The organism is Streptomyces sp. NPDC020996 (genome assembly GCF_040641355.1).
Taxonomy (GTDB): Bacteria; Actinomycetota; Actinomycetes; order Streptomycetales; family Streptomycetaceae; genus Streptomyces.
In genome coordinates, this window is sequence record NZ_JBFADM010000038.1 from 69,120 (window position 1) to 82,644 (window position 13,525).

General features: G+C 74.2%; 11 protein-coding genes. 10 read left to right on the forward strand and 1 reads right to left on the reverse strand.

Features of this window, described 5'->3' with window-relative positions; translation table 11 throughout:
• Window positions 1-381 precede the first annotated feature (381 nt).
• The 10 genes from AB0G63_RS24565 to AB0G63_RS24610 all read left to right on the forward strand — a co-directional run bounded on the left by AB0G63_RS24565 (window position 382) and on the right by AB0G63_RS24610 (window position 11,867).
• Entirely contained in the window at window positions 382-1,209 is an 828-nt protein-coding gene (locus tag AB0G63_RS24565) for an alpha/beta hydrolase (protein WP_360753936.1), read from the forward strand.
• Between the two features lie 74 nt (window positions 1,210-1,283).
• Entirely contained in the window at window positions 1,284-2,186 is a 903-nt protein-coding gene (locus AB0G63_RS24570; protein WP_360753938.1) for an alpha/beta hydrolase, read from the forward strand.
• Between the two features lie 27 nt (window positions 2,187-2,213).
• Entirely contained in the window at window positions 2,214-3,362 is a 1,149-nt protein-coding gene (locus AB0G63_RS24575) for an SDR family oxidoreductase (RefSeq protein ID WP_360753941.1), read from the forward strand.
• Between the two features lie 41 nt (window positions 3,363-3,403).
• Window positions 3,404-3,673 carry an acyl carrier protein gene (locus AB0G63_RS24580; protein ID WP_360753943.1) on the forward strand — a complete coding sequence of 90 codons (270 nt, stop codon included), beginning with the start codon at window positions 3,404-3,406 and terminating at the stop codon, window positions 3,671-3,673.
• Window positions 3,673-5,238 carry a class I adenylate-forming enzyme family protein gene (locus AB0G63_RS24585; RefSeq protein WP_360753945.1) on the forward strand — a complete coding sequence of 522 codons (1,566 nt, stop codon included), beginning with the start codon at window positions 3,673-3,675 and terminating at the stop codon, window positions 5,236-5,238. The genes AB0G63_RS24580 and AB0G63_RS24585 overlap by 1 nt, the downstream gene beginning before the upstream one ends.
• Window positions 5,210-6,160 carry a transglutaminase domain-containing protein gene (locus AB0G63_RS24590; RefSeq protein WP_360753948.1) on the forward strand — a complete coding sequence of 317 codons (951 nt, stop codon included), beginning with the start codon at window positions 5,210-5,212 and terminating at the stop codon, window positions 6,158-6,160. Before AB0G63_RS24585 ends, AB0G63_RS24590 begins: the two co-directional genes overlap by 29 nt.
• Window positions 6,161-6,230: 70 nt before the next feature.
• Window positions 6,231-8,474, forward strand: a complete 2,244-nt coding sequence (locus AB0G63_RS24595; RefSeq protein WP_360753950.1) for an MMPL family transporter — start codon at window positions 6,231-6,233, stop codon at window positions 8,472-8,474.
• Between the two features lie 113 nt (window positions 8,475-8,587).
• Window positions 8,588-8,833 carry an acyl carrier protein gene (locus AB0G63_RS24600; protein ID WP_360753952.1) on the forward strand — a complete coding sequence of 82 codons (246 nt, stop codon included), beginning with the start codon at window positions 8,588-8,590 and terminating at the stop codon, window positions 8,831-8,833.
• Window positions 8,833-10,323 (forward strand): AMP-binding protein, encoded by a 1,491-nt coding sequence (locus tag AB0G63_RS24605; protein WP_360753954.1) that lies wholly within the window; start codon window positions 8,833-8,835, stop codon window positions 10,321-10,323. Before AB0G63_RS24600 ends, AB0G63_RS24605 begins: the two co-directional genes overlap by 1 nt.
• Window positions 10,320-11,867, forward strand: a complete 1,548-nt coding sequence (locus tag AB0G63_RS24610) for an FAD-dependent monooxygenase (protein WP_360753956.1) — start codon at window positions 10,320-10,322, stop codon at window positions 11,865-11,867. The genes AB0G63_RS24605 and AB0G63_RS24610 overlap by 4 nt, the downstream gene beginning before the upstream one ends.
• Window positions 11,868-12,579: 712 nt before the next feature.
• Here AB0G63_RS24610 and AB0G63_RS24615 read toward each other — a convergent pair.
• Window positions 12,580-13,194: a ScbR family autoregulator-binding transcription factor gene (locus AB0G63_RS24615; RefSeq protein WP_360753962.1), complete on the reverse strand. Its 615-nt coding sequence runs from the start codon at window positions 13,192-13,194 to the stop codon at window positions 12,580-12,582.
• Window positions 13,195-13,525 lie beyond the last annotated feature (331 nt).

Genomic DNA, 13,525 nt, shown 5'->3' on the forward strand with positions numbered 1-13,525 from the left:
CCTGTCCATGCCGGTCCATGCCGGTCCGTGCCGGTCCATGCCGGTCCGTGCCGGTTTCCCTGCCGGTGTCCATGCCGGTGCCGGCGGCGTGGACGCAGAGCGCGGCCACCCCGGGAGCATGCCCGCGCGGGCCGGTGCGGGCCAGGGCGGAAAAGGAATGTGTCAGGTCGGGCCGCCGGTTCCGGACGGGCGCCGGGATTACCCCGAGGCAGGATTTCCGGGAAGCGGTGAATAGGAGGGCGCCGGGACCTGACATATTTCCCGCCGAGGACCTGACGGACTCCCTTGCCCGCAGCCGCTGCACGGGGTCGTGTGACGCACCATCTCCCTTGCCGGCTGCCGACCGAGGGCGGCTGCGGACGCGGGAGATTGATTGCCATCATGTCGCGCATCGAATTAATCCCCACCAAAGTCGGGGACCTTTTCGTCGAAGTGGTCGGAAGCGGGCCGCCGGTATTGCTGTGGCACAGCATGCTGGTGGACCGCACGCAGTGGAAGCGCATGGCCGACTCGCTGGCCGGCGGGCGGACCCTGGTCCTCGTCGACGGTCCCGGACACGGCCGCAGCGGCGCCCCGCCGGCCGGCTACACGCTCGAGGACTGTGCCGACGCGGCCGGCGAGGTGCTCACCGCCCTCGGCGTCGACGCCGTCGACTGGCTGGGCAGCGCCTGGGGCGGCCACGTCGGCCTGGTGTTCGCCGCCCGGCACCCGCGGCGCTGCCTGAGCGTGGTCACCGTCGCCACGCCCGTCGCCCCGCTGGAGACCGCCGAGCGCGTCCAGACCCGCGTCCTGGCCGGCGTGTACGGCGCGCTCGGGCCGGTCCGGCCGCTCGCGGACGGCGTCGCCGACGCGCTGCTGACCAGGCGGTCCAAGCGCACCGACCCGGAGGGCCGACGGATCGTGCGGGACGCCTTCGTGCGGGCCGGCCGCGTCGGCATGCACCGTTCGATGCACGCGATGATGCTGCGCCGGCCCGACATCGGCGGCCTGCTGCCCACCCTGACCGCGCCCGTGCTGGTCATCGCCGGCAGCGACGACCGGATGTGGCCGCCCGAGGTGGCCGCGCGGTCCGCGGCGACCGTCCCGCGGGGCTGCTGCGCCGTCGTCGACGGTGCGCACCGGCTGCCCGCGCTGGAGCGGCCGGAGGCGGTCCTCACCCACGTGCGCGCGTTCTGGGCGCGCATCGGCAGCGTCTCCTCCGCGAATTGAGCGGCGCGCGGAACGGCCGCGCGGAAAGAGGAATCCCGGTGAATCCCGGCACCCCGACAGCAGGGAGAAAAGGAATGTCCAACCCCGAGTTCGGTGTTCTCGACGTCCGGTACAAGAACCACGAGGCCATCGCCCTTCCGGACGGCGGCGAGCTCTACTACGAGGAAAGCGGAATCGGCGGCGACGGAACTCCGCTGACCTTCGTCAACAACTTCTACATCGTCAGCCCGATCTGGGGGAACTTCACCCAGGACCTCGCCAAGGAATTCCGGCTGCTCAACTACGACCTGCGCAACCAGGGCGCCTCCACGCCCGGCCCGGCGCCGGCCACCTTCGACGACCACGTCGAGGACCTGCGCCGGCTGCTCGACCACCGGGGCATCGAGCAGACGTACCTGGTCGCCACGTCGATTTCCACGCTGATCGCGCGCGAGTTCACCTACAAGTACCCGGAGCGGGTGGCCGGGCTGGTGCTGATCGGACCGGCGTTCTCCCCCAACGGCAGCCTGCGCCGGATCCTGCTCAGCAAGCACTGGCTGGCGACGCTGGAGAGCGGCGGCACCACCGGCCTGTTCAACCTGCTCTACCCGCTGGTCTTCCCCGACCAACTGGTGCACGCGGGCGGCACGGCGGCCTACCTGGCGCTGCGCGACAACTTCCTCGCGCTGCTGTCCAAGAGCTCCATCGCGGAGAACCTCAAGGCCTCCCTGGAGGTCGAGGACGACCCGGACAAGCTCGCGACCCTCACCCAGCCCACGCTGATCATCAACGGCGACGGCGACTTCGCCTGGAGCCGCTCCGTCATCGAGGACGCCCTGGCGCGCATCCCGGACAGCCGTGAGGTCACCCTGCCCCGCGCCGGTCACGTGCCGTTCTTCGACGACCCGGCCGGCTTCCAGAAGGCCACCGCGGAGTTCGTCCGCGAGTGCGAGGCCGCGCGGGCCGCCGGGCGGCAGGGCGCCGCGGCCGCCGCGTGATCCGTCCCCGTCCTTGAAGGGAACCCCATGACCACACGCCTGCTCACCGGAGCCACCGGGTTCGTCGGCGGAGCCGTCGTCCTGGAGCTGCTGGACCGCACCGACGACCACATCCACGCCCTGGTCCGGGGCGAGGACGCCGCCGACGCCCAGCGGCGTCTGCACGAGGCCCTGGTCTCCATGGCCCGCGGCTACGGCCGGGCCGACCTGGAGGACGCCGTCGCCCGCCGGACGACGGCGATACGCGGCGACATCTCCCTGCCCGGCTGCGGCGTCGACCCGGCCGAGCTGCCCCGGGTCGACGAGCTGTGGCACTCCGCCGCCTCCCTGCGCTACGAGGAGGAGTACCGCGCCGAGATCGAGCGGCTCAACGTCGGCGGCACCCGCAACGTGCTCGACCTGGCGCGGACTTCGGGCGCCCGCACCGTCAACTACGTCAGCACCGCCTACGTGGCCGGCGCCCGCCGCGGCATCGTGCCGGAGGGCCCGGTGACGGACGTGTCCCTCGCCAACAACTGCTACGAGGAGACCAAGATCCGTGCCGAGGCGCTGGTGCGGGAGGCGGCGGGCGACTTCGACCGGATCCGCGTCCTGCGGCCCACCGTCGTCATCGGCCACAGCCTGACCCGGCACGGCCTGAACTGGTCGGGCATGTACGGCTTCGCGCGCCAGGTGATGGTGTTCGAGAAGCTGGCCCGCCGCAAGGTCGGTACGCTGCTGGACCACGCCCGGATGCGCCTGATCGCCGAGCCGGACTGCCCCGTCAACCTGGTCCCGGTCGACATCGTGGCCCGCAACGCGGTGAGCATCGCCCTGTCGGACTCGCCGGAGACGTACTTCCACCTCGGCAACTCCGCCACCGCGCCGGCCGGCCAGGTGCTCGCCACCATCATGCGGCTGGTCGGGCTGCGCGAGCCGGAGTGGGTCACCGACCCGGACACCTTCACGGCCCTGGACGAACAGCTCGACAAGGGCATGGCGTTCTACGGCTCGTACGTCAAGAACGCCAAGAAGTTCGACCTCTCCCACACGGAGGACGTCTGCGGCGCCGGCTCCTGCCACGCCCCGCTCGACCCGGAGGAGATCCAGGAGTACGTCCTCTACTACCTCCGCCGGCAGCCGACGTACGTCGAGAAGTCGGGCCCCACGCGCACCCTGCACCCGGTGGTGGCCTGACCGGGCCACCGCCGTCCCACCCCGGCGACTTCGGAGGAATCATGCACGACAACGACGCGGTGACCGCCGCCCTGGGCGAGGTCTGGACGCAGGTCACGGGGGAGCCCGCGCCGGCCGGCCCGGCGGCCCGCTCCGGCTCCCTGTGGAACCTCGGCCTGACGTCGGCCGGCTTCATCCAGCTGCTGGCCGCCGTGGAGGACGAGTTCGGCTTCGAGTGGGACCTCGACGACGACATCTCGTCCTTCGACGTCCTGGCCGTCCACGTCGCCGCGAAGGCGCGGCGGCTGCCCGCCGTGCCGGGGGGCCGGTGATGGCCCGCCGCACGCCGGGCCACCTGGCGCTGCCCACGGCCCCGGCCCTCGCCGCCCGGCGGCACGGCCGCGTTCCGCTCCGGCTGGACCGGCCGCTGGACCTGTTCCCGGACGCGGGCACCGAACTGGACTACGTCACCTTCGCCGACCTGGTGGACCGCGCGGCCCGGCTGCTGGCCGCCGCGGGCGTCTCCCCGGGCGGCCGGGTGATGGTGGTCAAGCGGCCCGGGTTCGACGTGCCGCTGCTGGCGTTCGCCTGCGCCCGGCTGGGTGCCGTACCGGTCCTGATCCACCCCACCGTGGGCCGGCACGAGCTGCCGGTGCTGGTGGAGCGGGCACGGCCGGGGGTGATCGTCACCGACGCGTACGCCGACGGGCTCGGCGTCCTCGGCGAACTGCCGGCCGGCGGCCCGCGGCGCTGGTACGTCGGCCCCGGCGGCCGGTCGCTGACCGACCTGGTGCCCGCCGACCTGCCCGAGGTGTCGGCGCCCGCCCCGGACACCGAGCAGCTGGTCACCCACACCTCCGGGACGACGGGCGTGCCGAAGCTGGTACGGCAGACCGCGCGGACCTTCGCCGGGCAGGCCCGCCCGCAGACGGTCATCGGCCGGCTGCTGCGGGTGCGGGACCCCTACCTGGTGTGCATCTCGCCGGTGCACGTGCGGACCATGGCCGCGATCGTCTCGACGCTCGCGCTGGGGCTGCCGTTCGGCTTCATGACCGAACCGGACCCGCGGAACGCGGCCCGGATGCTGGAGCGGGTGCGGCCGGGGATCGTCGAGACGGTGCCCAACGCGTTCATCCGCTGGGAGGAGCTCGCCGACGAGCGGCCCGAACTGCTGGCGCCGGTGCGGATGTTCCTCAGCACCTTCGACGCCGCGCACCCGCGGACCATCCGGACGCTGCTCGGGGCGGGGCGCCGGCACGCCCGGTACGTCCAGGTGTACGGGCAGTCGGAGACCGGGCCGGTGGCGATGAAGTTCTACCGGCGCGGGCGCCCGGGGCGGTGCGCCGACGGGCGGTGCGTGGGGCGTCCGCTGCCCGGCCAGTCCCAGGTGCGCATCGCCGGCCCCGGCGGCGCCGGCGCGGTGGGCCGGGGGACGGCGGGCGCCATCCTGGCGCGGACCTCCGCGGTCACCCCGTCCTACCTCGGCACCCCGGACCAGCGGGTGGACGGCTGGTGGGCGATGGGCGACTTCGGCCTCGTCACGCACCGGGGATGCCTGCACCTGTACGACCGGATCGTCGACCGTGAGCCGGGCGTGGACAGCCTGCTGGCGCTGGAGGACACGATCCTGGAGCGCGTCCCGGAGCTGACCGAGGCGGTGCTGATCCCCGTCCGGGGCGGCCCGCCGGTGCCGGTGGTGTGCACCCGCGGCGACCGCCCGCTGGACGCCCGGGCCTGGCGCGCGGCGGTCGCCGGGCTGCCGCCGGTCGCCGAGCCGGTCCGGCTGGCCTGGGACGACATCCCGCACACCGCGACCTGGAAGGTCAAGCGGGCGGAGGCGGCACGCGTGCTGGAAGGAGTGAGGGCACATGACGTCGCACACCTCGGCCGCGGCTGACACCTGGCTCGGCGCCCTGCACCGCCTGCGCCGCGTCCCCGGGCCGTACTTCCGGGCGACCCTGGACGTCACCGAGGCCGCGAAGCAGCTCGGCGCGAGCGTCGAGACCGTGCACGCGCTGATCGACGCGGGGCTGCCCGCCGAGGAGCGGTGCGGCGGACCCCGGCTCGACTACCACGACGTCGCCAACCTCGGCCTCGCCGCCGGACTCGGCAGGTCCCTGGGCGAGCTGGCGGAGGGCCGGATGCTGCGGATGGCGGCCGGGGAGCCGCAGGGGTGGGTCAAGGAGCGCACCTGGCGGCTGCGGCTCACCGCGTCCTGCGACGCCGACGGCTGTCCCGGCGAACGGCCCACGGCACCCGAACCGGAACTGCTGGACGGCACCCTGCTCGACTTCGCCGACGCCGGCGACCACACCGTCGCCACCGTGGTCACCCGGGGCCTGCCCGACGCGCCCCGCACGGCCGCCGTGCGCGCGGTGTACGACGATCTGCTCGCCGAACTCGACGACGGCACGTACCAGTTCGGCTGGCTGCCGCACCGGCTGCGGGCACTGCCGGCGACGGCGGCCGCGCACGGCATGGTCGACTGCCGGGTCGCCGCGTGGATCATGGAGCGGCGCGCCCGCGAGGCGGGCCTGCCCGCCCGGGTCCGGGTCGGCTTCGTCCTCGGTCTGGTGGGCGTCGAGCACGCCTGGACCGAGGTGCTGGAGGGCGACCGCTGGCTGCCGCTGGACCCGGTCCTCGCCTTCCTGGCCCGCCGGCACCGCACGAGCAACCCGGCGTTCACCGACTTCTGCCGGGGCTCCGTCCACAACCGGCTGCTCGCCTGGCCGGCCGCGGCCGACCGGCCGCTCGTCGCGCACGACTGCGCCTTCGGCGGCCGCGTCACGCTCGCCTGCAACCAACTCATGGGCCGCTAGGGCCTGTCGTCCGGCCGCACCCCGGTCCGGACGGCAGGGCCCTGCGCCCACCGACCCCTGAGAGGGTGCCATGCTCCACAAGCTCGCCGCCTTGGCAGTGGGCCGCCGCAAACTCGTCCTGGTACTGACGCTGCTGTTCGTGGTCCTGGGCGGGGCGCTGGGCGGCGGCGTCGCCGACAGACTCTCCGCGGGCGGCTACGAGGTCCCGGCCTCCGAGTCCACCCGGGCCGCCGACGCGGTCGCCGACCAGTTCGGCAGCGGTTCGCCGAACCTGGTGATCCTCGTCCGCACCCCCGCCGGCATCGACGACCCGGCGACCACCCGCAAGGGCCTGGCGCTGACCGCGGCCCTGGCGAAGGAGCCGGGCGTGCGGCAGGCGGTGTCGTACTGGTCGCAGGACCGCGCCCCGCTGCTGCACAGCGAGAAGGGCGACTCGGCGCTGGTCCTGGCGCACCTGTCCGGCGACGAGGACCAGGTCGCCGACAGCCTCGAGGCGCTGCTGCCGCACTACGACAAGGGCTTCCAGGGCCTCGACCTGGCCTTCGGCGGGCAGGCCGAGGCCTACCGGGAACTGACCGAGCAGACCCAGAAGGACCTCGCGCTCGCCGAGGCGCTGGTGCTGCCGCTGACGCTGCTGCTGCTCGTCCTGGTCTTCCGCGGGGTGATCGCCGCCCTGCTGCCGCTGGCCCTCGGCGTCGTCGCCGTCATGGGCACCCTCGCGGTGCTGCGCGTGCTGGTCGCCTTCACCGACGTGTCGGTGTTCGCGATGAACCTCACCACCGCGCTCGGCCTCGGACTCGGCATCGACTACGCCCTGTTCGTGGTCTCCCGCTTCCGGGAGGAGCTGCGCCGCGGCGCACCGGTCCCGGACGCGCTGTCCACCACCCTGCGCACGGCCGGCCGTACCGTGCTGTTCTCCGCGCTGACGGTCGGGCTGTCGCTGTCGGCGCTGCTGATCTTCCCGATGTACTTCCTGCGGTCGTTCGCCTACGCGGGCATCGCGGTGGTCGCGTTCGCCGCGCTGGGCGCCCTGGTGGTGCTGCCCGCGCTGCTCGCGGTAATCGGGCACCGGGTGGACAAGTGGTCGTTCGGCCGGCGCCGGCGAGCCACGGCCGTGGACAGGGGAGACAGCGGCTTCTGGCACCGGCTCGCGACCCTGGTGATGCGCCGGCCGCTGCCGCTGGCCACGGCCGTCGTCGCCCTGATGGTGTTCCTGCTCACCCCGTTCTCCGGCATCAGCTTCGGCCTCGCCGACGAGCGCGGGCTGCCCGCGGACGCCGAGGCCCACCGGGTCGGCGACGTCATCACGCGGGACTACGCGGCCCAGGCGATGTCGCCGATGCTGATCAAGGCGGACGGCGCCGCGAGCCGGGCGCGGGTCGCCGACTACACCGAGCGGCTGTCGCGGCTGCCCGACGTGGCCCGCGTCGACGGGCTGGCCGGCTCCTGGACCGACGGCCGCAAGGTCGCCGACGGGTCCGGCCCGCTGTACCGGCAGTTCGCCGGCGAGGACGGCACCTGGCTGCTGCTGGTGCCCGACGTCGACCCCTACAGCGACGCCGGGCAGCGCCTGGTGAGCGAGGTGCGCCGGACGCCCGCGCCGTTCGCGGTGCGGGTGGGCGGCACGGCGGCCTCGTTCAAGGACACCATGTCCGCGCTCGGCGACCGGCTGCCGTACGGCCTGCTGATCGTCGCGGTCAGCATGTTCGTGCTGCTGTTCCTGCTCAGCGGCAGCGTGCTGATGCCGCTGAAGGCTCTGGTGCTCAACCTGTTCAGCCTCACCGCGACGTTCGGCTCCATCGTGTGGGTCTTCCAGGACGGCCACCTGAAGTGGCTGGTCGGCGACTTCACCACCACCGGCACCACCGTCGCGACCAACCCGATCATGATGTTCTGCGTCGCGTTCGGGCTGTCCATGGACTACGAGGTCTTCCTGCTGTCGCGGATCAAGGAGGAGTACGAACTCACCGGCGACAACACCCGCGCGGTGGCCCGCGGCCTGGAGCGCACCGGCGGCCTGGTCACCGCGGCGGCCCTGCTGATGGCGCTGGTGTTCCTGTCCTTCCTGGTCTCCGGCATCACGTACATGAAGATGCTCGGCTTCGGTCTCGCCGTCGCCGTCCTGATGGACGCCACCCTCGTGCGCGGCGTGCTCGTCCCGGCGTTCATGCGGCTGGCCGGCCGCTTCAACTGGTGGGCCCCGGCCCCGCTGGCCCGCCTGCACCGGCGGATCGGGCTGCGGGAGGGCGGCGAGACGCCCCCCGTACGCCGCCTCCAGGCGGTCCCGCAGCAGCCCGAGCCCGCGCGCCGCTGACCCCGCCCCCACGCCGCGACCCGCGCGCCGCTGACCCCGTCCCGTCCCGCGACTCGCGCGCCGCTGACCCCGCCCCCACCCCGTCCCGTCCCGCCCCGCGAAAGGACCCCGCGATGAACGACGTCGCCTCCCCCGGCCGCCGGCTGCTGCTGGAACTCGTCGACGTGCCCGGCCTGTTCGACGAGCTGGCCGACGACGCCGACCTGCTGTCGGCCGGCATCAACTCCGGTGAGCTGATCCGGCTCGCGCTCGCCATCGAGGAACGCACCGGCGTCCCCCTCGACGACGACGAGATGGCCGGCCTGTACACCATCGACGGCATCGACCGGGTGCTCAGGTCCGCTGAGGTGAGCGGCTGATGTGGCTGGCCCACGCGGTGCGCCGGCGCCGACAGCTCGCCCCCGGCGCGCCCGCCCTCGCCGACGAGACCCGCACGCTGACCTGGCAGGAGCTGGACGACCGCACCGACGCCCTGGCCTGCGGGCTGCTGGGCCTCGGCCTCTCGCCCGGCGACCGGTTCGCGGTGGTCTCCCGCAACCGCCTGGAGGTCGTCGAGCTGTACGTCGCCGCCGCCAAGGCCGGTGTCGCGGTGTGCCCGGTCAACCCGACGTTCCCGGCCCCCGAGGTCGCGCACATCGTGGGCAACGCGGAGCCCGCCTGCGTGATCGCCGACCCGGCGGCCGCCGCCCGGCTCGGCGACGCCCTCGGCGCGGGCACCCGGGTGCTGCTCGACTCCCCGCGGTTCGCCGCGCTGTACGACACCCCGCGGCGGGCGCTGCCGCTGCCGGACCCGGACGACGTCTTCGCCGTGGTGCACACCTCCGCGACCTCCGGACGCGCCAAGGGCGTCGCCCTCACCCACCGCGCGATCGCCGCGGGCTACACGGCGACGGTCGCCGACTTCGGCTTCAGCGCCGACGACGTCCTGCTGTACCCGTGCCCGCTGTTCCACGGCAGCATGGTGGTGGGCCTGGCGCTGCTCGCGGCGGGCGGAACCCTGGTGGTGCAGGGCGAGTTCACCCCGCAGCGGTTCCTCGCCAACGTGGAGCGGTTCGCGGCGACGACCGCCTTCCTGGTGCCGTCGATGATCCGCTTCGCCCTGCGGGCCAAGGCGTTCGCGGCCACCGACCTCTCCAGCCTGCGCGAGGTGATCTTCGGCGGTGCCCCCATGCCGGAGCCGCTGCTGCGGGAGGCGCTGGAGCGGTTCGGCGTCCCCGTGCGCAACTCCTACGGCCTGTCCGAGGGCGGCCCGATCGCCACCGCCCGCTACACCCTCGACGGGGACGTGCCCCTGGCCTCGGCCGGCCGGATGCTGCCCGGCTGCCACATCGAGATCCTCGACGAGGACGGCCGCCCGGTGCCGTACGGGGAGACCGGCGAGGTGTGCGTCCGGGGCGACGGCGTGATGCGCGGCTACTGGAACGACCCCGAGGCCACCGCCCGCAGCATCCGCGACGGCCGGCTGCGCACCGGGGACCTCGGGTACATGGACCACGACGGCCTGATCCACCTGGTCGACCGGCGCGGCGACGTCATCGTCCGCGGCGGGCAGAACGTCTACCCGGCCGAGATCGAACGGGTCCTCGGCGAGGTGGCGGGCGTCCGGGACGTGGCCGTGGTCGCGGCGCCGTCCGAGGAGTGGGGGCAGGTGCCGGTCGCGTTCGTCGTGGCGGACGGGGGGCGCCGGCCGACGGTGCCCGAACTGTTCGGCGCGTGCGCCGCCCAGCTCGGCAGCTACAAGCGGCCGGCCGCCGTGCACTTCGCCGAGGAGATCCCGCGCAACGCGGCCGGCAAGGTGCTGCGCCGGGTCCTCAAGGAGCGGCTTGCGACGGCGGGAGCGGGGCGATGAGGGTCGCGTGCGTCGGCGGCGGGCCCGCCGGGCTGTTCTTCGCGCTGCTCATGCGCCGGGCCGGCGACCACCGGGTGGACGTCTTCGAGCGCAGCGCGCCGGACGCCACGTTCGGCTTCGGGGTGGTCTTCTCCCGGCTGAGCCTGATGCGGCTGCGCCGGGTCGCGCCGGAGGTGGTGGCCGGCATCCTCGACGCCGGGGCCCGCTGGGACAACGTGGAGGTGCGCCGCGGCGGCGAACGGGTCAGCGCCTCGGGCCACGGCTTCGCCGCCGTGGAACGCCGGGCGATGCTGGGCATGCTCCAGCGGCAGGCCGCCGCGGCCGGCGCCGGGCTGCACTACCGGACCGAGGCCGATCCGGCGTCCCTGCTCGACCGGTACGACGTGGTCGTCGCGGCCGACGGGGCGGGCAGCCGCAGCCGCGGCGCCTTCGCCGAGGACCTGGGCGCGCGGGTGGGCGCGGGGGAGAGCCGGTACGCCTGGTTCGCCTCCGACCGGGTCTTCGAGGACATGACGTTCCTGTTCGCCGACAGCCCCTACGGGCCGGTCGCCGCCCACGCCTACCCGTACGCGCCGGACCGCTGCACCTTCCTGGTGGAGATGGACGCCCGGAGCTGGCGGCGGGCCGGCTTCACCGACGGGCACACCAGGCCCGCCGACTTCACCGACGAGCGGGCCATGGCCTTCGCCCGCGAGGTGTTCGCCGACCAGCTCGGCGGCGGACGGCTGTACGGCAACGGCTCGCGCTGGCTGCGCTTCCCGCAGGTGTCGGCCGCGCGCTGGCACCACAAGAACCTCGTCGGCATCGGCGACGCCGTGCACACCGCCCACTTCTCGATGGGCTCCGGCACGACGATGGCCCTGGAGGACGCGGCCGAACTGGTCGCCGCCCTCACCGCGGCCGGCCCGCTCGACGTGCCGGCCGCGCTCGCCGCGTACGAGGCGGTCCGGCGGCCGGTGGTGACCGGCGTCCAGGACGCGGCCTGGGCAAGCCGCCGCCTGTGGGAGACACCGGAGGCACACCGCGGCGCCCCGCTGGGCGCGCTGACGCTGCGCCTGCTCACCCGGGCGGGACAGTTGTCGGTACGTCAGATCCAGCGGCTGGACCGGGACTTCGCCTCCGGCGCGGGCGCATCCTTCACCGCGCTGCCCGAGGCGCCGGTGCGGCGGCTGGCCGAGCTGGCGGGGGCGCTGGTGGAGGTGGGCGCCGGGGACGGTGCCGAGGAACTGACGGCGCGGGTGAAGCGGCTGCGGCGGGCCGAGGCGGGGCTGCTGGTGCCGGCGCCGGGAGTGGACACCGCCGCGGTACGGCGAGTGGCCGACGTCGTCCGCCGGGTCGCCCGCGCGGCCCCGGTGGACGTCGTCCTCGCGGCCCCGGGACCGCACGGAGCGGCGGAGAACCGCATCGCCCAGATGGTCCTCGCCGAGGAACTGCACGCCACCACGGGCGTCCGCACCGGGTACGCCTGCCCGAGCCGGGAACTGGAGTACGGCTGGACGCATGTGCAGGCGGGACGCGCGGACGAGGTCTGGACGACCGACTGACCCGGCCCACCCGGCCACCGGGCTCACTGGCCTACCCGCTCACTGGGCCTACCCGGCTCACTGGGCCTACCCGGCCCACCCGACGTTGCCCACCGCGGCCAATGCGGCCCACCGCGGCCCATGCGGCCCATGCGGCCCACCGGGCCCGCCGGGCTCGCCCGGTCCATCGGGCTCGCGCTCACCGGGCTCGCCCGGCCCATCGGGCTCGCCCGGCGCATCCGGCACGCCGACGCCGACTTCGCGTGCCGGCCATCCTCGGCATCCCCGCACCACGATGTGGTGCGGGGAGCAGGCGTTTCGTGTACCGGCACGGGGCACGAGGCGTTCCGGGGGCTGGTGGGCGAGCAGTGGGCCGGTGGGCGGTGGGTGGCGAGCAGCGGGCAGCGGAGGCGGCCGTGGTGCCACGGGGCCGGCCGGAAGCCTGTCCAGCGTGACCCTGGGCAGACAGGCACCGTCCGCCGCGCCCCAGGGTGGGCCGGAGGCACCGTCCGCCGCGCCCCAGGGTGGGCCGGAGGCACCGTCCGCCGCGCCCCAGGGTGGGCCGGAGGCACTGCCCACCGCGCGCCAGGGCGGGCCGGTGGCACCGTCCGTCCGGGGGAGGCCGGAAGATCGTCCGCCGTTCCGGATGTGAGGCGGGTTTCGCGGTGCGGTCGGCCGGGGGACCCGCCTCCCGGCGTGTGCGCTCCTTCTCCGAGGGTGCTCCCGCGCGGGTTCACCTCTCCGACAGCGCCGGCCGTACCACCTCCAGCATCCGCACCAGCCACTCCTGGGTCGACCGGCGGGAGGCGAACGGGCCGTCGCCGAAGGCGATCTCCGTCGGCGAGCGGCTCATCGACGTGGCGCCGACCACCAGGGACATCAGCAGACCGGTGGCCGGGCGGACCTCGACGCCGGACAGCAGGGAACCGTCCGCGCGGGCCCGCCGCAGGGCCCGGAACAGGGCGCCGAGCCAGTTGAGATGGCAGTGCAGCGAGGGGTCGTCGGGCGTCTCGAGCTCGTGGGCCAGGCGCGCCCCCGCGCGGACGACGATGTCGCCCTGCAGCATCCGTACCAGCGCGTCGGCCATGTCGACCGCGATCTCGAAGCCCGGCCCCTGACGGTCCGCCAGGTCCGCCAGCACCGCGCCCGACACCCGGCACGCCTCGGCCTGGACGGCCCGCGCGAGGTCGGACTTGGCCGCGAAGTGGAAGGTCAGTGCCCCCTTGGTGACCTGGGCCCGTTCACTGATCGCCGACAGGGCGGCCCGCTCGTAGCCGACGTCGTCGAACACCGTCGAGGCGGCCCGGACCAGCCTGGCCCGGGTGCGCTCGGCCCGCTCCTGCTTCATCACGACCAGCTCCTCGTTTGATCGTCAATACGACGACAGTAGAAACCGGGCGTGCGGTCTGTCAAAGGTCAGGAGCTGAATGGCTTGATCCATGACATTCTCCCCGCCAAATGACGCGAACCAGCGGTTTCTTGGGGCAGGCTGCGGATCGGGAGGTCCTGACCTGGGGGCGTTGACAGACCGCGCGCCCGGTTTTTAATGTATGGCTTGTTCTTGAGCATTCAGGTGGCTGCACGACACGACACACCGAAGGGGGACACTGTGAGCACTGCCGTCCTGAGGCCTGAAACATCTCCCGCGGAGGCCGGCCTGGCCGAACTGACCGACCTGC

Bases quoted from the DNA above. Each gene is read 5' to 3' on its own strand.
- AB0G63_RS24595 (WP_360753950.1), top strand. From the start codon at position 6,231: ATGCTCCACAAGCTCGCCGCCTTGGCAGTGGGCCGCCGCAAACTCGTC.
- AB0G63_RS24570 (WP_360753938.1), top strand. From the start codon at position 1,284: ATGTCCAACCCCGAGTTCGGTGTTCTCGACGTCCGGTACAAGAACCAC.
- AB0G63_RS24565 (WP_360753936.1), top strand. From the start codon at position 382: ATGTCGCGCATCGAATTAATCCCCACCAAAGTCGGGGACCTTTTCGTC.
- AB0G63_RS24610 (WP_360753956.1), top strand. From the start codon at position 10,320: ATGAGGGTCGCGTGCGTCGGCGGCGGGCCCGCCGGGCTGTTCTTCGCG.
- AB0G63_RS24600 (WP_360753952.1), top strand. From the start codon at position 8,588: ATGAACGACGTCGCCTCCCCCGGCCGCCGGCTGCTGCTGGAACTCGTC.
- AB0G63_RS24580 (WP_360753943.1), top strand. From the start codon at position 3,404: ATGCACGACAACGACGCGGTGACCGCCGCCCTGGGCGAGGTCTGGACG.
- AB0G63_RS24615 (WP_360753962.1), bottom strand. From the start codon at position 13,194: ATGAAGCAGGAGCGGGCCGAGCGCACCCGGGCCAGGCTGGTCCGGGCC.
- AB0G63_RS24585 (WP_360753945.1), top strand. From the start codon at position 3,673: ATGGCCCGCCGCACGCCGGGCCACCTGGCGCTGCCCACGGCCCCGGCC.
- AB0G63_RS24605 (WP_360753954.1), top strand. From the start codon at position 8,833: ATGTGGCTGGCCCACGCGGTGCGCCGGCGCCGACAGCTCGCCCCCGGC.
- AB0G63_RS24590 (WP_360753948.1), top strand. From the start codon at position 5,210: ATGACGTCGCACACCTCGGCCGCGGCTGACACCTGGCTCGGCGCCCTG.
- AB0G63_RS24575 (WP_360753941.1), top strand. From the start codon at position 2,214: ATGACCACACGCCTGCTCACCGGAGCCACCGGGTTCGTCGGCGGAGCC.